The sequence below is a fragment of the Puia sp. genome (assembly GCF_035546395.1).
Taxonomy (GTDB): Bacteria; Bacteroidota; Bacteroidia; order Chitinophagales; family Chitinophagaceae; genus Puia.
The window spans coordinates 586,388-606,901 of sequence record NZ_DASZXR010000019.1 but is presented as its reverse complement, the minus strand read 5'-3'; the positions used below and the strand labels follow the sequence as shown (position 1 = coordinate 606,901).

General features: G+C 55.8%; 16 protein-coding genes. 9 read left to right on the top strand and 7 right to left on the bottom strand.

Going from position 1 to position 20,514, the window contains the following annotated elements:
• Positions 1–41 precede the first annotated feature (41 nt).
• Both VHE34_RS28930 and VHE34_RS28925 read right to left on the bottom strand, forming a co-directional pair.
• Positions 42–1,025, bottom strand: coding sequence for a DUF6427 family protein (locus VHE34_RS28930; RefSeq protein ID WP_325594632.1), 984 nt, complete (start codon positions 1,023–1,025; stop codon positions 42–44).
• Positions 1,025–2,551, bottom strand: a complete 1,527-nt coding sequence (locus VHE34_RS28925) for a hypothetical protein (protein WP_325594630.1) — start codon at positions 2,549–2,551, stop codon at positions 1,025–1,027. Before VHE34_RS28925 ends, VHE34_RS28930 begins: the two co-directional genes overlap by 1 nt.
• Positions 2,552–2,701: 150 nt before the next feature.
• Here VHE34_RS28925 and VHE34_RS28920 point away from each other — a divergent pair, with 150 nt between their 5' ends.
• Positions 2,702–4,663, top strand: a complete 1,962-nt coding sequence (locus VHE34_RS28920; RefSeq protein ID WP_325594628.1) for a KUP/HAK/KT family potassium transporter — start codon at positions 2,702–2,704, stop codon at positions 4,661–4,663.
• On the top strand, positions 4,656–5,474 hold the full coding sequence (locus VHE34_RS28915) for an alpha/beta hydrolase (RefSeq protein ID WP_325594626.1): 819 nt from the start codon (positions 4,656–4,658) through the stop codon (positions 5,472–5,474). Before VHE34_RS28920 ends, VHE34_RS28915 begins: the two co-directional genes overlap by 8 nt.
• Here VHE34_RS28915 and VHE34_RS28910 read toward each other — a convergent pair.
• The 4 genes from VHE34_RS28910 to VHE34_RS28895 form a co-directional block, all read right to left on the bottom strand.
• The gene (locus VHE34_RS28910; RefSeq protein ID WP_325594624.1) at positions 5,467–6,402 is read right to left on the bottom strand and encodes a hydrogen peroxide-inducible genes activator; all 936 of its coding nucleotides are present in this window, start codon (positions 6,400–6,402) and stop codon (positions 5,467–5,469) included. The genes VHE34_RS28915 and VHE34_RS28910 overlap by 8 nt on opposite strands.
• Positions 6,403–6,443: 41 nt before the next feature.
• Positions 6,444–8,828: an ABC transporter permease gene (locus VHE34_RS28905; RefSeq protein WP_325594622.1), complete on the bottom strand. Its 2,385-nt coding sequence runs from the start codon at positions 8,826–8,828 to the stop codon at positions 6,444–6,446.
• Positions 8,829–8,970: 142 nt separating this feature from the next.
• A complete protein-coding gene (locus VHE34_RS28900) occupies positions 8,971–9,882 on the bottom strand; it encodes an LD-carboxypeptidase (RefSeq protein WP_325594620.1) in 912 nt (303 codons plus the stop codon).
• Between the two features lie 9 nt (positions 9,883–9,891).
• Positions 9,892–10,947, bottom strand: a complete 1,056-nt coding sequence (locus VHE34_RS28895) for an LD-carboxypeptidase (protein ID WP_325594618.1) — start codon at positions 10,945–10,947, stop codon at positions 9,892–9,894.
• 72 nt (positions 10,948–11,019) lie between these two features.
• On the opposite strand from VHE34_RS28895, the gene VHE34_RS28890 reads away from it, so the two are divergent.
• The 7 genes from VHE34_RS28890 to VHE34_RS28860 all read left to right on the top strand — a co-directional run bounded on the left by VHE34_RS28890 (position 11,020) and on the right by VHE34_RS28860 (position 19,615).
• Positions 11,020–11,883: a hypothetical protein gene (locus tag VHE34_RS28890; RefSeq protein ID WP_325594616.1), complete on the top strand. Its 864-nt coding sequence runs from the start codon at positions 11,020–11,022 to the stop codon at positions 11,881–11,883.
• A 28-nt stretch (positions 11,884–11,911) separates the two neighbouring features.
• Entirely contained in the window at positions 11,912–14,041 is a 2,130-nt protein-coding gene (gene metG / locus VHE34_RS28885) for a methionine--tRNA ligase (RefSeq protein ID WP_325594613.1), read from the top strand.
• A 44-nt stretch (positions 14,042–14,085) separates the two neighbouring features.
• On the top strand, positions 14,086–14,511 hold the full coding sequence (locus VHE34_RS28880) for an OB-fold protein (protein WP_325594611.1): 426 nt from the start codon (positions 14,086–14,088) through the stop codon (positions 14,509–14,511).
• Positions 14,512–14,714: 203 nt separating this feature from the next.
• The gene (locus VHE34_RS28875; RefSeq protein ID WP_325594608.1) at positions 14,715–15,356 is read left to right on the top strand and encodes a hypothetical protein; all 642 of its coding nucleotides are present in this window, start codon (positions 14,715–14,717) and stop codon (positions 15,354–15,356) included.
• Positions 15,357–15,528: 172 nt separating this feature from the next.
• Positions 15,529–17,931: a 3-hydroxyacyl-CoA dehydrogenase/enoyl-CoA hydratase family protein gene (locus VHE34_RS28870; RefSeq protein WP_325594606.1), complete on the top strand. Its 2,403-nt coding sequence runs from the start codon at positions 15,529–15,531 to the stop codon at positions 17,929–17,931.
• 17 nt (positions 17,932–17,948) lie between these two features.
• On the top strand, positions 17,949–18,944 hold the full coding sequence (locus VHE34_RS28865) for a TlpA disulfide reductase family protein (protein WP_325594604.1): 996 nt from the start codon (positions 17,949–17,951) through the stop codon (positions 18,942–18,944).
• Positions 18,945–18,982: 38 nt separating this feature from the next.
• Entirely contained in the window at positions 18,983–19,615 is a 633-nt protein-coding gene (locus VHE34_RS28860) for a peptidase M10 (RefSeq protein WP_325594602.1), read from the top strand.
• Here VHE34_RS28860 and VHE34_RS28855 read toward each other — a convergent pair.
• The gene (locus VHE34_RS28855) at positions 19,599–20,513 is read right to left on the bottom strand and encodes a TIGR01777 family oxidoreductase (RefSeq protein ID WP_325594600.1); all 915 of its coding nucleotides are present in this window, start codon (positions 20,511–20,513) and stop codon (positions 19,599–19,601) included. The genes VHE34_RS28860 and VHE34_RS28855 overlap by 17 nt on opposite strands.
• Position 20,514: the final 1 nt, after the last annotated feature.

The window sequence follows — 20,514 nt, the reverse complement described above, 5'->3', positions numbered from 1 at the left end:
CGCTTTTTGGGCCGTAAAGGTACGAAATTTTGAGGGTAGCCTTATGAAATAAAATAGTTCATCGCCAGGATATAGGCGACTATCATCCAGTGCAGGATATTGGGACCCAGGGTCTTCGAGGGGAAATAATAGGCGGCGGCATGGAAGCAGGCGAGGGGTACGGCCATAATGACCCAATTCTCATAGGAGGTGACCTGGCTGATGAGGATGATCACGATCGCCACCATGAGGAAGAGGAGCAGGAGGCTCCAGCTTTTGCGGATCTGGATGAGGAACTTGCTGAGGTTCTTCTGGACGAAATAGCCGCCGACGATAAAGGGCAGGACCAGCCAGACGATACCCAGGGTGAGCCAGATGGTGGCGGGGAAGGCCGGGACGGCAAACTTGATGGAAGGAACTATATCGGCCCATTTCCAGCTGCCGGTGAGATAGAGCAGCAGGAAAAGGAAATAATAGGGGAAGGTAAAGCCCAGGAGGCCGACGAACCATTCGCGGATGCGGAAGGGGCGCATGGTCAGCAGGGAGGTGAGCATCAGCAGCAGGAAGGCGACGGCGGGGATATAGAGCAGCGAGACGATACCGGTCCAGACGCCGATGTTGAAGATCGCGGTGCCGGGCCGGTGGCTATTGTAGAGCTCCATCATCCGGTACCATACCCAGACCATGACCATGTTGATCAGCAAGGGGGCGGAGAAATGCCCGAAGTCGGGCAGGAGGGAGGTGATCAGGATATAGGACATGCCGGGGAGGAAATTCGGTTTTGGCAGGACCTTGTGATGGTTGGAGATGCGGTTGAGGAGGATCGCCTGAAAGTACAACAGCAGGAAGGTGAGCAGTGAATAGAGGATCGGGACGTTGTGGATCGCCGAGTCGAGTCCGCGCAGGATCACGCGATACAGGTAGTTGTCTTCCGGGTGCAGGACGGGGATGACAGGGTGAATGAAGAGGGGGAACTTCAATACCAGGGCATAGAATAGCAGAATAAGGGCGTTTGCGGAGTTCTTTTGTCTGAAGATGCCGATCACTAGAATTCAACTTTTGCGAAGCAAAGATAGTTCCTATAGAGACAAGGTATGATGGTTTCCCAGCTGCTGACCTGTTTGCCATAACGGGGCATGAACTCGTATCCGCGATCGAGGTTCTTGAGGGTCGGATAACGGGTGACCCGGCCTTCGGGCGAGATGCTTTCGTCGTTGAGCAGCTCGTTGCGGCGTTCGTAGATGTTGAACAGGAAGTGCAGCTCTCCGCCGGTATTGACCAGCTCGTGGGAGATGCTGTTCTCGGTCTCGTCGTTGAACTGGCTCTTGGGGATGACGGCGCTCCATTGCAGATCGCCCACCGCGTCGAAGGAAAGGACGAGGATGTTCTCGGCGTGATAGCGGGTGGCAAAATTGCCGTAGTTGCGGGACCAGGGGTTGTAATAGGGACTGTAATAATAGGGCGAATAGAATCCACCTGGGCCGAAGGCGGGATTGTACATATAGTCCCAGCGATTGAACATATTACCCCGGGAGGTGGTGTACAGGGATTCAGACACCAGCAGGAAGCCGCCGTCGCGTTTGGTGATGACGTGCTTTATGAAGAAATCGTTGAAGGCCATCCGGAGGTTGGCGTCGGTGCTTTTGGCCTGGGCGCGGAGTTCGTCGTTGAAGATGGTGATCTTCTCCCCTACCCGGCTGTCGGTGTTCTTGTCCCAGATGACGGAATAGAGCCCTTCGATATTCCCCCGGCGCTGTTTGTAATAGAAGCCGGAGAGGATATACCGCTTGTTGTTGTTATCCACCTTTATCTTGATCTCATCGAGGATGCGGTCGCCCGAGCCGATGTCCTTTACGGAGAAGCTGTCGGCGAGGGGCCCTTTTGTGACGATGGCGACCCGGGTGATATAGTCGTTGCTACCGCTTCGCTGGTAGCGGCCGAAGACCAGCTGTCCATCGTTGTCAAGCTGGAAGTCCGTGAACAGGTCGTTGCGCTCTTCCATCGGCAAATAGAGCCGGTGCCGGTCGAGCCGGTGAAGATCGGCGTCGAAAAGATAGGTGGTGAAGAGGAAGTTGCGGGGGTTCTTGCTATTGATCTTAAAGATCATGATCCGCTGCTTGTCCTCGCTGAAGACGGTCGTGTAGATCTTATTGTTGGCGGCGAAGCTGATCTGGGTGGTATCGAGGTCCACCGGGTCCCCCATCTTCTGCCCCTGGGCGTTCAGCTTGACGGCGGTGCAGTGAACGATCCCCTTTCGTTGATATTCATAGATCATGTAACAGAAGTCGGCGTAGGGGACGAAATCGATGTTGATATACCGGTCGGGCATGAAGGTCAGGGGTACGCGCTGCTGCAGGCGCATGACGCTGTCGTAGATGCTGACCGCGCAATTAGAATTATTATTCTTGAATACCAGATAGTTATCATTCATCTTCCCGATGATCTCAAAATTGGTACGGCGGCCATCTTCCCGTTCGGGTTCGGAATAGGTGATCTGCTGGACCTGGGCTTTTGTTCCTGCCCCGGCCAGGAGGGTCAGTGTGAGAAGCAGCGATGACAGGGTTCCGCTCATTGTTTTCACTAAGTTTTTACGAAGTCCTAAGATAGGTAAAAGTTTGACTGTTATTACCTACGGTTTACTTAAATGTTAGGTTGCCGCGATGTACGGCGGGGGCAAAATAAGGTTGTCCGATTCATCGTTTTCGCTATAACTTTGCTGCCTGTGAGTAAACAGATCAATAAAGTCTCCTTTGCTAACCTTGTAATAGCATTGGGCATCATTTACGGCGACATCGGGACCTCCCCCCTCTACGTTTTAAACGCCATCATCCACGGAAGAATAATCGACGAAAAGCTGATCCTGGGCTCCTTGTCCTGTATCATCTGGACGCTTACGCTCCAGACTACCGTAAAATACATCTGGCTCACCTTAAAGGCTGATAATAAGGGGGAAGGGGGCATTTTCTCCCTCTATGCCCTTGTCCGGCGCCAAAAGCGCTGGCTGGTGATCCCGGCGATGCTGGGGGGCGCCGCCCTGCTCGCAGACGGCATGATCACGCCGCCGATCTCGGTAACGTCGGCCATCGAGGGTCTGAGACAGATGCCGGCCTTCCGGTATGTGGATCAGTCCACCATCGTTTATATCGTGATCGGCATCCTGGCGATCCTGTTCTTTCTCCAGCAGTTCGGGACCGAGTCTATCGGCAAACTCTTTGGCCCGATCATGTTCATCTGGTTCAGCATGCTGGCGGTGTTGGGCAGCAATCACCTGCTCGACGACCTGGGTATCTTCGCGGCGCTGAGTCCCCATTATGCCATACAGCTGCTGACCACCTATCCCAAGGGATTCTGGATCCTGGGGGCGGTGTTCCTCTGCACCACCGGGGCCGAAGCCCTTTATTCCGACCTGGGGCATTGCGGCCGGGGGAATATCCGGTTCAGCTGGATCTATGTCAAGACCTGCCTGGTGCTCAACTACCTCGGGCAGGGCGCCTGGTTGCTGGCGCATTACCGCGGACGGGTGTTCGATACCAATCTCGGCAACCCTTTTTACAATATCATGCCCGACTGGTTCGTGATCCCGGGCATCATCATCGCTACCGCCGCGGCCATCATTGCCAGCCAGGCCCTGATCACCGGATCGTTTACGTTGATCAGCGAGAGCATGCGGTTGAATCTCTGGCCCAAGCTGCGGATCAGCTATCCTACGGAGGAACGCGGGCAGTCCTATATCCCGGCGATCAATTTCCTGCTGTTCCTCGGCTGTACGGGGGTCACGTTGTATTTCCGCAGCAGCAGCCATATGGATGCGGCGTATGGCCTGGCGATCACTCTTTGTATGCTGGCCACCTCGATCCTGTTCGCCAATTACCTGATCTCGCGACGGACGAATTCGGCGCTAATCTACCTTTACCTGGCCGTGTACCTGAGCATCGAGCTGAGCTTTCTCTTCGCCAACCTCGAAAAGTTCCCCCATGGAGGCTTTGTCGCCATCATCGTCGGCGGGGGGTTGTTCGCGGTGATGTTCGTCTGGTTCCGGGCGAGGAAGATCAAGAACCGGTATGTCGAATTCGTTCGGATGGAGCACTATATCCCGCAGATCCAGGAGCTGAGCAATGACCGGACGGTACCCAAGGCCGCGACCCACCTGGTATACATGACCAGCGCCAACAACCCCAAGGAGATCGAGCATAAGATCATCTACTCCATCCTCAACAAGAAGCCGAAGCGGGCGGATATCTATTGGTTCGTTCATGTGGATACGCTGGACGAACCTTATACGGCCGAATATTCGGTCGAGCATATCATTCCCAACGATATCATCCGGGTGGAGTTCCGGCTTGGGTTCCGGATCGAGCCCAAAATCAACCTGATGTTCCGGAAGGTGGTGGAAGACCTGGTCAACAACCGGGAAGTGAATATCACCAGCCGGTACGAGTCGCTGGAGCGGAACAATGTCGTCGGCGATTTCCAGTTCATCGTGATGGAGAAATACCTGAGCCAGGACAACGAGCTGCCCTTCTTCGAACGGGTGGTCATGAAGCTGTATTTCTGGCTGAAGGAGCTGAGTCTTTCCGAAGAACGCGGTTTTGGCCTCGATCCTTCAAACGTCACGATCGAAAAATTCCCGCTCATCGTGTCGCCTATTCCGAATTTTAACCTGAAACGGATCAGTGTTGAATAAGAAACTGCTTTTTCGCTGGACCAAGGTTGCTGTGCTATTGTATTGCCTGGTTGGGATCGCCTTGTATTACGGCCAGGAGCGGTTGATCTTTGCGCCCATAAAGGCCGAGCGCAACAGCTGGTATCATTTTCCCCTTCCTTCGACGGAATTAAATCTCAATTACGATCAAAACACCAATCTGAACATCGTGGAGTTCAGGGCGACGGACCGGCCGGCGGACAGTGTGGCGAAGGGGGTGGTGCTCTTCTTTCATGGGAAAGGGGGAAACATTTCCAGCTATACGCCCGACGTTCCCAATTTTACGGCTAACGGTTATGAGGTGTGGATGATGGATTATCCTACTTATGGGAAAAGTACCGGATCGCGTGACGAAGCTTCCCTTTATAAATATTCGCTTGTGTTCTACAAGCTGGCCCGAAGCCGTTGGAAGCCCGATCAGATCATCCTTTGCGGTAAGAGTCTTGGGACGGGTATTGCGGCGCAGCTTGCGGCGGTCAGGGATTGCCGCCGGCTGATCCTCGAGAGCCCGTATTATAGCCTTCGGTCCATTGGTCAGCGACGCTTTCCGATCTATCCGATCGGGCTGATGATGCATTGGCATTTTCCCACCTATGCCTTCCTGCCCGGGGTTACGGCGCCTGTTTCGATCTTTCAAGGAGATAGGGATCGCACCATTCCCTATTCCAATGCGGCCCGGCTTCGACCGCTGCTGAAGGCGGGTGATGAGTTTGTCACTATCGAGGGGGCGGGCCATAATGATCTTTATACGTTTCCCCTTTTTCATCAGAAGCTGGATTCCCTGCTTAAATAGGAACGACGTTGAGGTTCTTGTTCTGCCGGACCTTCTCAGGGACCGATCGCATGATCTCCTGTTGAAGGGCCTGGACGAGCCGTTGTTTGACGAAGTCGCGATGGACGACGAGGCTGACCTCCCGCATCGGCGCCGGGCGTTTGAAGTGCCGGATCAGCTGTTGTTGTTTGCCTGTCAGGTCGAGGGCAGCCAGTTCGGGCAGGATGGTGATGCCATCGTTGAGCTCGACCATCCGGCGGAGGGTCTCGAGGCTGCCGGCCTCATAGTCGAAGTGGCTGCCTTCTTTGCTGGCCTTGCGCAATTCACAAAGCCGGACGATCTGGCTGCGAAAGCAGTGGCCTTCTTCGAGCAGCCATAGCTTGGAGGGATCGATGTCCTGGGCGAGCATATACTGTTTTTTATAGGCTGCATTTTTCCGTGAGACATACACCAGCAGCTCTTCATAGAACAGCACTTGCTCGCGGATCCCGTTCTCCTGCAGCGGGGTGACGAGGATGCCTACGTCGATCCGGCCTTCGCGGAGCCGGGTGACCACCATTTCGGTCGTGAGCTCGTTGACGACCAGTTTGATCTGCGGATATTTCGCGGAGAAGTTCTGGACGAAAAGGGGCAGCAGGTAGGGTGCGAGGGTCGGGATGATGCCGATGCGCAGTTCCCCGGTAAGGATGCCTTTTTTCTCCTGTACGATCTCGGTGATCACCTGTTTCTCGCCGAGTATCCGGCGGGCCTGCTCGATGATCGCGCGGCCGGCCTCGGTAGGGATAACGGGTTGTTTGCTGCGATCGAATATTTTCAGGCCCAGCTCTTCTTCCAGCTTCTGCACCTGCATGCTCAGGGTGGGCTGGGTGACGAAGCAATGGCCTGCGGCGGTGGCGAAGTGCCGGTACGTGTCGACTGCCACGATGTATTCCAGTTGGACGAATGTCATATAGATCAGTTCTATGCAAAGATAAAACTAATCAGTTTGATTTATTCGCTTCGCAGGCTGCCCGAAGGATTGGCTTTTGCCGCGGCTGCGGCGCGAAGGCCTACGGTAAGAAAGGACACGAGTGTTGTTGCGGCTCCGACGATGAGAAGCAGGAAGATCGAGACATGAATCCGGTAGGCGAAGTCTTCGAGCCATTTGTTCCCGAAATACCAGGCCATCGGGGCTGCAATGACAAAGGCGAGCAGAACGAGGCGGACGAAATCCTTTGACAGCAGCCGGGTGATGCTCAGGATGTCGGCGCCGAGTACCCGGCGGATGCCGATCTCTTTTAAGCGTTGTTCGATGGACAATGTTGCGAGGCCAAAGAGTCCGAGGCAGGAGAGCGCGATCGCCAGCGCCGCGGCAATAGTGACGATGGTCATCCAGCGTTTATCGCCGTCGTAGCCTTCGGCCAGTATATCCTGCAGGAACCCGGAATCGAAGTAAGAGAGCGGGTAGATGCTTTTAAAGCCGGCCCGGACCGCTTCCACGGCCTCCGCTTTGCGGGTGTTGTCGATCAGTACCGTCATGTTGCCATAGGTCCAGTGAGGGTTCTGGTTGATCATGCAGGGACCGATCTTCCCATGCATGGATTCCATGTGGAAATCGCGTACGATGCCGATGACGGTGAATTCCTGGTTGTCCCATTTGACGCGCCGGCCGATGGGGTCCTTGAGGCCCGAGGCCAGTGCCATCGATTCGTTGATGAGGCAGTTGGCGGAGTCGGCGGGCGTACCGGAGAAGCCACGGCCCGCGACCAGGGGGATCTGCAGCAGCGAAAGGCTTTGTGCATCCATTTTATAGAAGGAGACGCCGGGGATATCGCGGCGATCGATCTCCATGTCGGCGGAGTTGTAATTGTTGAACCCGATGCTTTGGACGGCGGACTGCCGGATCGCCGGGTATTTTGCCAGTTCGGCCTGGAAGGCGTGGATCTTTGTCTCGTCGCCGTCGGGGAGCGAGAGGTTGAGGATACCGGCGACGCGAAAACCGGGATCTTTTCCGAGCATGAACCGGAACTGTTGTTGCATTACCAGGGTGGCCACGATGAGGAAGATAGCGATGGTGAATTGCAGGACGATCAGGCCTTTGCCGAGGCGGTTCTTTCCCGTGAGCCGGAACTTCCCGTACAGGGTTTTAACGGGGTTGAAGCCGGAGAGGACGAGAGCGGGATAGAATCCCGAGAGAAAGCTGTTGATCAGCAGGAGTATGATGAAGAGGGTCAGGGTGCTGCCTGTGAAGAGATAGGAAACGGAGAGTTCTTTGGCGGCCAGCTGACTGAACAGGGGCAGGCAAAGGCGTACGAGGGTAAGGGCGATGAGGAAGGAAAGACCGTTGAGAAAGAGCGATTCGCCGAGGAACTGCGCGATCAGCTGGCGGCGTGTTCCGCCTGCAACCTTCCGGATGCCGATCTCTTTGCCCCGGCGGAGGCTGCGGGCCAGTGTCAGGTTGACGAAGTTGATACAGGCGATGAGGAGGATGAAAAACGCGATGCCGCCGAGGATATAGGAATAGCGGGCGTTGCTCCATTTGTTCAACCCCATGGTGGCGTTGTACCGGTTGTCGAGATGCATTTTTTCGAAGGGCTGGATATTATACCGGAAGTAGACGTTGGGGTGCTTTTTCGCATATTCCTGGAATTGACCCGGGATATGCTCCGCGAAGATACCGTTCATCTTTTTGGCTACCGCGGCCGGGTCGGCGCCGGGTTTGAGCAGGAAAAACGTATTCAGGAAGAAGGTCATCCATCCCTGGGTCCATTGCGGGTGCATGATCCTTTTCATGGGAAGGAGCATATTGAACCGGATGCTGGAGTTGAGTGGCGTGTTGGCGGCAACGGCGGAGACGGTAAAGGTCTCGAACTTCCCATGGTCGTTGATCTCGAGGGTGCGGCCGACTACGTCCGTGCTGTTGAAATATTTTCGGGCATAGTCTTCGGAGAGAACGACGTCGTTCTCCCGGTTCAGCGCCAGGTGGGGGTTACCCGAAACCAGTGGGAAGGAGAACATCGAAAAGAAGCTGGTGTCCGCATAGGTTGCATATTCCGGGAGGATCTCGCTGCCTTTTCTCACCAGCTGCATATCCGTGCCTTTGATCCGGCAGGCGGCGCTGATCTCCGGGATGGATTGCAGGAAGGCGGTGGCCATGGGGCCGCCGGTGGTACCGCCACCCCCTTCCTTACCCGTTTCGTCGCGGGAGTCATGTACCAGCCGGTAGAGATGGGGACCGTTGGCCTGGAAGCGGTCGAAGCTGATCTCGTCGGACACATAGAGCATGATCAGCATGACGGCTGCGAGGCCGATGCTCAGCCCGGTGACGTTTGTGAAGGCCCATATTCTGTTGCGGGTGAGGTTGCGCCAGGCGACGCGGATATAGTTTTGGAGCATTTACCGGTGGTTTCTTTTTGGGGACAATTTGGATGCCATAATTCAACTGTTTGATCATCAGCATTTTTTGGAGGCTGACAGGAACCATGCTGTTCTTTTTCGATACAGGGTCTGTCCGCTTGCGAGGCAGTGAATCCTTAACTCATTCCTGCAATATGGTTCCTTCGGAGTCCACGTGCAGCCGGTATGTGGCGCCTATCTTAAGCGCCACATTTTCTTTTCCATGACTGATGGGAAAGTCGAAGGCTACCGGGTAAGGGGCGGCGCCGATGGCGTCCCGGATGATCGCTTCGACGGATGCGCCGAAGGGACGGGTGGTGTCTTTGAGCTCGGTGAACCCGCCGATGAGGAGACCGGCAAGGTCTTTCAGTTTACCGGCGCGTTTCAATTGGCGCATCATGCGATCGATGTTATAGAGATATTCCCCGACGTCTTCGAGGAAGAGGATGCTCCCCCGGGTGTCGGGTTCGGAGGCGCTGCCGATGCTGTGTGCCAACAGGGCGAGGTTGCCGCCGACGATCGGGCCCGTGGCGTTCCCATTCCCGTTGAACGGATGTACGGGGGCTCGATAGCTTTGTGGTTCGCCTGCCAGTGCGCGGCGCAGGGACTCAATGCCGGGGCCGGCAGCGCCGTCATCGTTGAAAGCGCCTGCCATCGGGGCGTGCAGGGTCGCGACGTTGCAGCGGGTAAGGATATGCGTATGAAGAAGGGTGATATCGCTGAAGCCGACGATCCATTTCGGGCACTGCAGGAAGCCGGTGAAGTCGAGGCGGTCGATGATGCGAGTGATCCCGTAACCGCCGCGTCCGCAGAGGATGGTCTTTATTTCAGGATCGTCAAGCATCTGCTGGAGCTCGGCCAGGCGTTGATCGTCGGTGCCGCTGAAATAATTGTCCGAGGTGCTGCCGAGCATTGCGCCGACTTTGACATTATAGCCCCAGGCGGGAAGTGTGTCGATACAGGTCTGGGCTTTTTCGAGGGGCATATAGCCGGCAGGACAGGTGATGCCGATAGTGTCGCCGGGCTGAAGACAGGGGGGAATGATGATGGGCATGGTGTCGTATTATGCGCCGGGAATAGTGGTAGCTGCCGGGACGGAACTATCCGTCAGGGTCACTTCGGCCTCGCGGACGTCGAGCAAGTGGGAGATACCGTATTTGAGCGCGTAGTTTTCTTTTTGATGACCGACAGGGAAGTCGAAGCAGAGCGGGTAGTTGTAGGCTTTGACCCGTTCGGTGACGATGTCATAGAGGGTGCGTTCGAACTCTTCGCCGGGATCGTCGGGTTTTATCTTGAAGCCACCGACGACGAGACCTGCGAGGCGGTCCAGCTTTCCGGTCCGCTGCAGGTGCCAGAACATACGATCGATGCTATAGAGATATTCGCCGGTGTCTTCGACGAAGAGGATCTTTCCCGCGGTGTCGATGTCCGAGCGGGTGCCGGCCAGGCTTTCGATGGTTTTGAGGTTTCCGCCGACGAGCGGTCCTTCGGCGCGGCCGTAGCGATTGCGCGTGTTGGGCAAGGCCTTATACTGCATTCTTTCCCCGCTGAGGGCTTTGCGGATGGACAGGATCGAGTCCGCTTGTGCCGGTTCGGCTTTTGACCAGTCGTCGGGAAAGCTGTTGCACATCTTCGAGTGGATGGAGGCGAAGTTCCCGTTTGTATGGAGGTGGCAGAGGATGACGGTGATGTCGCTGAAGCCGATGATCCATTTGGGATGGCTGGCAAGGGGGGAGAAGTCCAGCTGGTCGATGATGTGGACTGCACCATAGCCGCCGCGGGCACAAAGGATGGCTTGTATTCCCGGGTCGTTGATCATCTGCTGGAGGTCGGCTGCCCGTTCGGCGTCGGTGCCGCCGAAGATGGAGTCTTTCTTGCCGACGGTGTCGCCGACCTTGATGCGGAAGCCCCAGTCTTCGATCTGCTGGACGGCGGGAAGGATCTCCTTCGCGGTGATGTTGCCTGCGGGGCAGGTGATGCCGATGGTATCGCCGGGGCGAAGGTAAGTAGGCATGTTCAGCGGGGTGCCTGTTTTGGCTTTTGCGGGCGCGGATGCAGCAAGCACGGGGCCTGCGGCCCCTATTGTCAACATCGATGAGAGAAAGTTTTTTCGGTTCATCTTAACAATTGAATTAATATTGCCGCTGGGCTTTGCCCAGTCGCTTCGCCTTAAAATTACTACTTTAAAAATATGCGTTCATATTGGGTTATCCTGTTGGTGATATCGGGATGGGGGATCGAGGGGAGAGCGCAGGATCTAACCGGACAGTGGACGGGTACCGCGACGGGGCTGGCGCCGGAGAGCAAGCAAAAGCTGGTATTGTCCATTTTGGAGGGCGATTCGGCCTTTGGGGGCGTTCTGCACTGGTACTCGCCTGAAACGCAAACCATCCGGCATATTATCGTGAGCGGACGCTTTTATGGTAAGGACTCCATCCTGACCATCCGGGAGGACAGCACCATCAATGTTGAGGAAGGCCGGGCCGGTGGACCGCCGGGCGGTTTTTATATCCTTTTCTATCGCCGTACCGCCGGCCGGCGCGATGAGCTGGAAGGCCATTGGCGGGGAACGGGCGGATGGATGGGCACTTCGGAGGACCTGACCATCCGGTTGGAGAAAAAGGCGCCGCCCTTTATCCCGGTGCTGATGACCAAGCCCAAAAAAAAGGATTCGACGGAGAGCAAAAAAGTGCAGACCTTGCTGGGTAGGGAATCCGTTGTTGCGGCGACGATCCCGGTCCCGGCGCAGGGTACGGATACGATCAGGATCGAGCTGTACGACAACGGCGAGATCGATGGGGATTCGGTAAGCCTCTTTCTCAATAATCACCTCATCGTGCAGCATCTGATGCTGAAAGCGGAGGCAAAGGTGTTGCTGGTGCCCGTGGACAAGAGCGTTCCCGTCAACCGCCTGGTGCTTTTTGCCGAGAATCTGGGCCGGCTGCCGCCCAATACCGCGTTGATGGAAGTGACGGTGCATGGAAAGACCTATACCCTCTTCCTTTCCACTGATTTCAAGAAAAATGCTTCGGTAGAATTCGAGCTGCAGGAGTGACATAATAGGCGTAAATTTGCAGGCTATTATGACGAAGCAACCAAAGAGATACCTGATCACGGCGGCCCTGCCTTACGCCAATGGGCAGAAGCATGTCGGCCATATGGCCGGGTGCTATTTGCCTGCGGACATCTATGTCCGTTACTTAAGGGCACAGAAGCGCGATGTGGCGTTTATTTGCGGCAGCGATGAGCATGGGACGGCCATTCCGATCCAGGCAATGAAGGAGGGAACCACCCCGAGAGCGATCATCGACAAATATCACGAGTTGATCAAGGAGAATTTTGCCGACCTGGGGATCTCTTTCGATATCTACCATCGCACCAGCGATCCGCTGCATCACGAGACGTCGCAGGCATTCTTCGCCTTTTTGAACGAACGTGAAGAGCTGATCGTGAAGGAAAGTGAGCAATATTATGATGAGGAGGCCAAGACGTTTTTGGCGGACAGGTTCATTGTAGGGACCTGTCCGGTATGTGGAAATCCGAAAGCATATGGTGACCAGTGCGAAGTCTGCGGCACCTCATTGAGCCCGGAAATGCTGATCAATCCACATAGTACGCTTAGCGGTGCGGCGCCTGTGAAGAAGACCACGAGCCATTGGTATCTACCGCTTGACAAGCACGAGGAGTGGCTGCGTGAGTGGATCCTAAATCAGCATAAGGACGACTGGCGGTCCACGGTGGTGGGACAGTGCAAGAGCTGGATCGACGGCGGGTTGCAGCCGAGGGCCGTTACACGGGACCTGGATTGGGGCGTTCGCGTGCCGTTGCCGGAGGCGGAAGGAAAGGTTTTATATGTGTGGTTCGATGCCCCGATCGGGTATATCAGCGCCACGCGGCAATGGGCCATCAATACCGGCAAGGACTGGAAGCCTTACTGGTACGATCCGGAGACGAAGCTGGTCCATTTTATCGGCAAGGACAATATCGTTTTCCATTGTATCATTTTCCCGGTGATGCTGAAGCTGCATGGGAATATCCTGCCTGACAATGTTCCCGCCAACGAGTTCATGAACCTCGAAGGGGACAAGATGAGCACCAGCCGGAACTGGAAGCTGGACATGCAGGATTATATCGATGATTTCATCCGGAAGGAGAACGGCGGCACCCAGCTGGCGGACACCCTCCGGTTCTACCTGACCTATATTGCGCCGGAGACCAAGGACAGCGAGTTCACCTGGAAAGGATTCCAGTTCGCCAACAACAGCGAGCTGGTGAACAAGTTCGGCAATTTCGTCAACCGGACCTTTGTGCTGATGCACAAGCTGTGTCATGGCAAGGTGCCGCCGCTGCACAAGGCAAAGATGGATGCGACCGACCAGGAGATGATCGACGCGATCGGCAGCACGAAGTTGAAAGTGGAGGAGCTGCTGGAAGCCTATCGTTTCCGGGATGCGCAGTTCGAGGTGATCATGCTGGCCGACCTTGCCAACAAGTACATGCAAAAGAAGGAGCCGTGGATCGTGGCCCGGACCCTGGAGGCGAATCCGGCCAACCAGGAGCTGATCGACAATTGTCTGCATCTCTGTCTGCAGGTGACGGCCAATCTCGCCATCCTGATCAACCCTTTTTTGCCGTTCACGGCCAAAAAGATGATCCATATGATGAAGGTGGTGGAAAAGATGCTGGACTGGGAGAATGCGGGCAAGCTAAACCTGCTCAGCGTCGGTTACAGTCTACGGCCGCCGGAGCTATTGTTCCGGAAGATAGAAGATGAAGAGGTGAATGTGCAGATCGAAAAACTTAAAGCTGCGTCGGCCGCCAAGGCGGCCACGGAGCCGGCGCCGGCGGCGCCTGTGGAAGCGGCTCCGGCAGTTGCGCCGGAGGCCAAGTCTACCATTGTATATGATGACTTTGCCAAGCTCGATCTGCGGGTAGGGACCGTTCTGCGGGCGGAGAAAGTGGAGAAGGCCGATAAGCTGCTCAAGCTGACGGTCGATCTGGGTACCGAGCAGCGGACTATCGTGTCCGGTATAGCTGCTCATTTTCAACCCGGTGAGATCATCGGCCGGCAGGTCGTGGTCGTGGCGAACCTTGCGCCGAGGAAGATGCGGGGGATCGAGAGCAATGGGATGATCCTGATGGCGGAGGACGGCGGCCGGCTTTTTTTTATCAACCCTGAGGACAAGATCGCTCCCGGGTCGGGGGTAAGCTAAATCTTTTTGCCTCGTTCTTTCGTATGTAAGCGGGTACCGCTTACATGGAACGACGCAGCAAATACGGCTTCTTTCTTCTTGTCTTCCTGATCGCGGGTCTGGCTCTTTATGGCATTCTCCACGGGATCCATGGAGGAGGCAAGACCCTTGTCCCTGCGGAGCTTTTAACGACCGCCCCGCGACTTGCCGCTTCCTTCGAGGGAAACGAGGGCCTGGCCGACAGTCTCTATCTGTACAAGGTGGTGTCTGTAAGCGGGGTCTTTCAACAATTGATCGAAAACGGTCCGGGTCAATACATCGTGCGGCTCTCCGGCGACCCGGGCGGAAAGGCGATGGTGGATTGTCATATGGACAGCCTTTATACGCGGGAAGATCTGCTGTTACGGACAGGCGACAGCGTTACCATCCGGGGAACCTGTGCCGGCCGGTGGGTAAATATCCTTCTTCTTCAATGTATTATAGAAAAGTAATATTTGTAGTTATTGTACTACATCCGTTCTAAGTGCTAGTGACTATATTTTTGATTCCGAATACTTAGCGAATACTAATCTCGTTACTTTAGTGCTAACTTTCGTGTCCAATTCCTGTTTTTTTTTGAAAGCCGATCGCTCCCCTATGGAACTATGCGCCGCTAAGATTCAATATCAATTGTAACACACAATGCACTTGTGCTATGAAACAAACCCTTCAATACAGGATTCTGCCGTATAACCGCTACAGTTCCTTCTACCAGGAGAGAGAAAGTTTCTATCGTAGTTTTATCAATCAGTACTATCTCGATTTTGCCCACCAGGTATTGTCGCAGGAGCATCATGAACCGTTCCTGACCAAGTCCCTGATCGCGCCGCATGATATCCAGTTCGGGTCGACCCCGCGCCGGGTGATCTGGAAGATCGGGATGCCTTCTTTCCAGGTGAAGGACATCAACGATTTCAAGGATCATAAGATCCTATTCTACCGTACGAAGCTGCTGCGTCAGAAAGTACTGATCCAGTTCCATTTCATTAACAACTTCTTCTACTATTCCCAGCTGTCGTTCCTTTCCTTTACGGAAAAGACGAACGATATCCTGTTCAACTCCATCAAGGGCAAGTATGAGTGCCCGAATGCGATGCAGCAGAACCGGGACCGGCTGGTGATGACCGATATCTGCAACAACAAGCTGATCATCGAAAAAGGCGTTTACCTGACCGTGAGTTATATTACCGGTGATAGTTATCCGCGAACGCTAATGGAAGCGCAGCTGAAGACGAAGCACGAGCTGGTGCATCGCGCGGATAATTACGAGATCGACCGACTTTCTAAAATTCTTTAGACAGTTTTCCATAGCAAATTGTTGATTTTCAGCCTCGCGGTGCGAGGCCGCCTGCAAGCGCTTATGATTGACCTTCGGTCACGCCGCTTCCAGCGGCTTTTGCCTTCGCAGCCTATTCTTTTTTTTGGTATCTTCGGCTAATAGTTGTTTAACTAACTAATTCTTCCCTCATATGAACCGTATCATCAAAAAAGTGGCTGTATTGGGCAGCGGGGTCATGGGTTCGCGCATTGCCTGTCATTTTGCCGGCATCGGGGTACCGGTGCTTCTGCTGGATATCGCGCCGAAGGAGCTGACTGCGGCCGAGGCGGCGAAAAAGCTGGCCCTGGAACATCCGGCGGTCCGCAACCGGATCGTGAACGACGCCCTTGCTGCTGCGCTCAAATCCAATCCCTCTCCGGTGTATACCAAAGATGTTGCGGCACGGATCAGGACCGGCAATTTTACGGACAATATGAAGGATATCGCGGGCTGCGACTGGGTGATCGAAGTGGTGGTCGAGCGGTTGGATGTCAAACAGCAGGTGTTTGCGGAGGTGGAGAAATACCGGAGGCCTGGGACGCTGATGACTTCGAATACGTCGGGTATCCCGATCCACCTGATGGCGGAGGGCCGGAGCGAAGATTTCAAAAAACATTTTTGCGGGACGCATTTCTTCAACCCGCCGCGCTATCTGCGGCTGCTGGAGATCATCCCGACGCCATATACCGATCCGGCGATCGTCGATTTCCTCCTGCATTACGGGGATCTATACCTGGGCAAGACGACCGTCCTGTGTAAAGACACCCCGGCCTTTATCGCTAACCGGGTGGGGGTGTACAGCGTGATGTCCGTCTTTCACCTCCTCGATGGGCTGGGGTTGACCATCGATGAAGTGGAGGCCCTGACCGGGCCGTTGATCGGGCGGCCAAAGTCCGCTACCTTCCGGACCTCGGATGTGGTCGGCATCGATACGCTGGTAAAAGTGGCGAAGGGCATTGCCGACAACTGCCCAACTGACGAACAGCGCGGTGTATTCGCGATCCCCTCCTGGCTGGACAAGGTGGTTGCGAACAACTGGCTGGGGGATAAGACCGGTCAGGGGTTCTTCAAGAAAACGAAGGGAGCGGGGGGCGAGAAGGAAATTCTTACGCTGAGTTTGCAGACGATGGAATATGGTCCGCGGCAAAAGCCGAGGTTTGCTTCTGTGGAAGCGGCCAAAGCCGTCGACGACCTGGCGACCCGGCTGAAGATGCTGATGCAGGGAACCGACAAGGCCGGGGAATTCTTCCGCCAATTCCACTATGGGTTATTCTCCTATGTCAGTCATCGAATCCCGGAGATCTCGGATGAGCTGTACCGGGTGGATGACGCGATGAAGGCCGGGTTTGGCTGGGAGATCGGCGCCTTCGAGAGCTGGGATGTGCTGGGGGTGGAAGCTACTGTGAAGGAAATGAAGGAGGCCGGTTATCCTGTTGCAGGCTGGGTAGACGAGATGCTGGCATCCGGGGCGGAGACCTTTTACAAGGTCGGAAACGGGAAACGCCTGTATTATGATATCGCCAAACGGCAGTATACCGCGCTTCCCGGTGGAGACGCCTTCCTGGTGATGAAGAATTTTGCGGGGCAGACGGTTTGGAAGAACAGCGCCTGTCATGTCTATCACCTGGGAGACGAGGTGCTGGGGCTGGAATGGAACACCAAACTGGGCACGATTGGCGGCGAGGTGCTGGAGGGTATGCAGCGGGGTATCGGGCTCGCGGAAGAAAAATACAAGGGGCTTGTCATCGCCGGTGATGGCGCCAATTTCAGCGCCGGGGCCAATGTCGGGTTGATCTTCATGCTGGCCATCGAGCAGGATTTTGACGAGTTGGATATGGCGGTGCGACAGTTCCAGCAGACGATGATGCGGGTGCGGTATTCGGCGGTGCCGGTGGTGGTCGCCCCGCATGGGCTGACGTTGGGCGGCGCCTGTGAGATGAGCCTGCACGCCGACCGGGTCGTACCGGCGGCGGAGTCCTATATCGGCCTGGTGGAGCTGGGTGTCGGGCTGATCCCCGGCGGCGGCGGATCGAAGGAATTTGCGTTGCGGGCTGCCGACGAGATGCACGACGGAGAACCGGAGACCGTCACGATGAAAAACAGGTTTTTTACGATTGCCACCGCCAAGGTTTCCACGTCCGCCTATGAGGCCTTCGACCTGGGCTACCTCCGAAAGGACCGGGATATGGTCAGCGTCAACCAGGGCCGGAGGATCGCCGAGGCCAAGACTGCGGTGATCGAGCTGTATGACGATGGATATACGATGCCTGTAGCGAGAAAGGACGTAAAGGTGCTGGGGCGTTCGGCCCTGGGCGCCTTGTATTCCGGCATCCATGCGATGTGGCGGGGGCAGTATGCCACCGACCATGACGTGGTCGTCGCCAAAAAACTGGCGTATGTCCTTTGCGGGGGCGATCTCAGCGAGCCGGCGGCGGTCAGCGAGCAGTACCTGCTGGATCTCGAACGGGAGGCATTCCTGAGCCTTTGCGGCGAAAAGAAGACGCTGGAGCGGATCCAGAGCGTGCTAAAAGGCGGCAAGCCGATTCGGAATTAAAGTGCTATTTTAGGAGCATGAATCTTCTCGCTTTTGTCGCGTTGGCGTTGTTTGCCCTTCCCGACAGTACCTATACAATCAATGGGACCATCGAGGGTCTTGACCAGGGTTGGGTCTTCCTGATGCATCACGGCGCCACGCCGAAGACAGATTCCGTGCGGGCTCGAAACGGACAATTTTCGTTTTCAGGAACCGTTTCGGAGCCGGAGCTTTGCACACTTGCGTTGAAGGGGAATGACGGCCAGAAGCACAATGGCCCCTATTTTTTCCTGGGCGGCGGCAAATTAACCCTTGCCGGCAAAATGAATGCTTTTTCTTCGGCCTTCATCGGCGGGACTCCTATACAGGAGGAATACCGCCAGCTGGATAGCAGCGAGGCAAAACTCGCCGACGACGAGCGACAAAAACAAGCGGCAAAGGCGTTTGTCCAGACGCATCCTGCTTCTTATGTGTCTGCTTTCGCCCTTCTCAATTATTTCTCCTACAATCCCAATGAACGGGAGCTCGATAGCCTGGTATCCGGGTTGGATCCCCGGGTCCGGACCTCCTACCTGGGTCAGCTGGTGAACGAGGTGCTGCGGGGTGCGAAGTTGACGGCCATCGGCAACGCGGCTCCGGCCTTTACACAGAATGATGTTGACGGGAAGGCGGTAGCGCTTTCTTCTTTCCGGGGCAAATATGTGCTGGTGGATTTCTGGGCCTCCTGGTGCGGGCCGTGCCGGCAGGAGAACCCGAATGTGGTCAAAGCATACCGGCAGTATCATGCCAAAGGATTTACTATCGTCGGCGTCAGTCTCGATGACCAAAAGGATCGGTGGGTAGCGGCGATCAAGAAGGACGGGCTTGCCTGGACGCAGGTGTCGGATCTGAAGGGGTGGGATAACCAGGTCGCCAGTTTGTACGGCATAAAAGGGATACCGATGAATTTTTTATTGGATAAGAACGGGAGCATCATCGCCAAGGGTCTTACGGGGGAAGCGTTGGAGAAGAAGCTGGCGGAATTATTACCTTGAAAATGGGCATCGCGGAACTAAATACCTCTGCACATGAATTGATAATCCGGTCGGTCCTCTACTTTTACGGCGGGGCGGCCGACCCGGCTCTTGCCATCCAGATCGCGGATGACATCGCTGCCGCCTGGAATGCGCCGAATGGGACGGTGAAGATCAGGGGGGAATGGTATTCGGTCCGGTTTGTTATCGAGGGGCGTTACCAGCCTGATCTGAAGCCTGCGGCGGTGTGGCATAATACGGATCCTCAGTTGAACTTTTTCCGGGTGGAGGAATTCTCCCTGCATGATATCTCTTCCGTTGACGGGCTGGGCTGTAACACCGGCTACTTCAAGCTTGGCAACCTCCTCGATCATTCCACCACGGCCGCTCACGAGTACGGGCATACGCTTGGTTTGGACCACCCCAAGAACCTCGATATCCGGGGAAAGGGTCAGCCGGGCATCATGTATCCCCGGGGAACGCTTTGCGATCCGGAATTCCAGTATGATCCCGCAGCGGCTGCGGGTGGTCCGGGCGGCACGCTGAACCCATTCAAGCGGAAGGTACTGGAAGGAGATATTGCCGGGCTACGTTTGTCGCGGCTCTCGTTCGACGATCCCCGGCATTCGATCCTTGGTGACTTCTCTTCTTTTTATCATCAGAAGCACGAGGAGGTTAACCGCACAGGTTAGCCAATGCAGCATCTATCGACGGATAGATGAACTGAAAGCCCTCGGTGCGGATCTTTTTCACGCTGACCGTGGTGCTCTTCAACACTTCCACGCTCATCTCACCGAGCAGCCATTTCAACAGGAACGACGGCACATACACGGGCACGAAGTAGCGGCCCTTGAATTGTTTTGCCAGTGCGAGGATCAGGGTGCGTTCGTCGACGGGATGGGGTGCCGCAGCATTATAGACGCCGTTTATCCCATCCCGGTCGATCGCTTCCGCATAGAGGCGGCAGAGATCGTCAATATGGATCCAGCTAAAAACCTGTTTCCCGCTGCCGAGGATCGGAGCTACGCCCATCCGGACGGGTTTGCGAAATTCCGCGAGCATGCCGCCCTTTGTGCTGAGAACCGGACCTACGCGGAAGATGACCAGTCTTTTCCCAAGACCGGTGACGGGAGTGATGGAGGCTTCCCACAGGCGGCAGGTGTCGCCTAGAAAATCGGCGTCGGCGGGGTCGGTTTCTTCGAAAGGCCGCGGGTTGGGGATCGAGGCATCGGGTCCATACCAGCCGACGCCGGAGGTGCTGATCACGCTACGGACCTTGTTGGGAATTTCCCTGAGGGCTTTTACCAGCAAGGCCGCGGTTTTTGTCCGGCTGTCCACGATCTCCTGTTTTCTTTTGGCGCTCCACCGTTTGTCGGCCACGCCGGCGCCGGCGAGGTGGATGATGTGGTCTGCCTGCCGGATCGCTTCGGGGTCGATGGTCTCCTTGCGATAATCCCATTGAAAGACATCCGGATTGCCGGGAAGGGTATGGCGGGAGAGGAGGATGACGCGGTGGCCTTTTTCGCGCAGCAGGGAGGCGAGGGCCGTTCCGACGAGGCCGGTGCCCCCGGTAATGAGAATGGTCGGCATG

What these genes read in the sequence shown, in the direction of transcription:
- VHE34_RS28925 (WP_325594630.1), bottom strand. Translation starts at nt 2,551, where the DNA reads ATGAGCGGAACCCTGTCATCGCTGCTTCTCACACTGACCCTCCTGGCC.
- VHE34_RS28910 (WP_325594624.1), bottom strand. Translation starts at nt 6,402, where the DNA reads ATGACATTCGTCCAACTGGAATACATCGTGGCAGTCGACACGTACCGG.
- VHE34_RS28905 (WP_325594622.1), bottom strand. Translation starts at nt 8,828, where the DNA reads ATGCTCCAAAACTATATCCGCGTCGCCTGGCGCAACCTCACCCGCAAC.
- VHE34_RS28900 (WP_325594620.1), bottom strand. Translation starts at nt 9,882, where the DNA reads ATGCCCATCATCATTCCCCCCTGTCTTCAGCCCGGCGACACTATCGGC.
- VHE34_RS28895 (WP_325594618.1), bottom strand. Translation starts at nt 10,947, where the DNA reads ATGAACCGAAAAAACTTTCTCTCATCGATGTTGACAATAGGGGCCGCA.
- VHE34_RS28890 (WP_325594616.1), top strand. Translation starts at nt 11,020, where the DNA reads ATGCGTTCATATTGGGTTATCCTGTTGGTGATATCGGGATGGGGGATC.
- metG (WP_325594613.1), top strand. Translation starts at nt 11,912, where the DNA reads ATGACGAAGCAACCAAAGAGATACCTGATCACGGCGGCCCTGCCTTAC.
- VHE34_RS28880 (WP_325594611.1), top strand. Translation starts at nt 14,086, where the DNA reads ATGGAACGACGCAGCAAATACGGCTTCTTTCTTCTTGTCTTCCTGATC.
- VHE34_RS28875 (WP_325594608.1), top strand. Translation starts at nt 14,715, where the DNA reads ATGAAACAAACCCTTCAATACAGGATTCTGCCGTATAACCGCTACAGT.
- VHE34_RS28870 (WP_325594606.1), top strand. Translation starts at nt 15,529, where the DNA reads ATGAACCGTATCATCAAAAAAGTGGCTGTATTGGGCAGCGGGGTCATG.
- VHE34_RS28865 (WP_325594604.1), top strand. Translation starts at nt 17,949, where the DNA reads ATGAATCTTCTCGCTTTTGTCGCGTTGGCGTTGTTTGCCCTTCCCGAC.
- VHE34_RS28855 (WP_325594600.1), bottom strand. Translation starts at nt 20,513, where the DNA reads ATGCCGACCATTCTCATTACCGGGGGCACCGGCCTCGTCGGAACGGCC.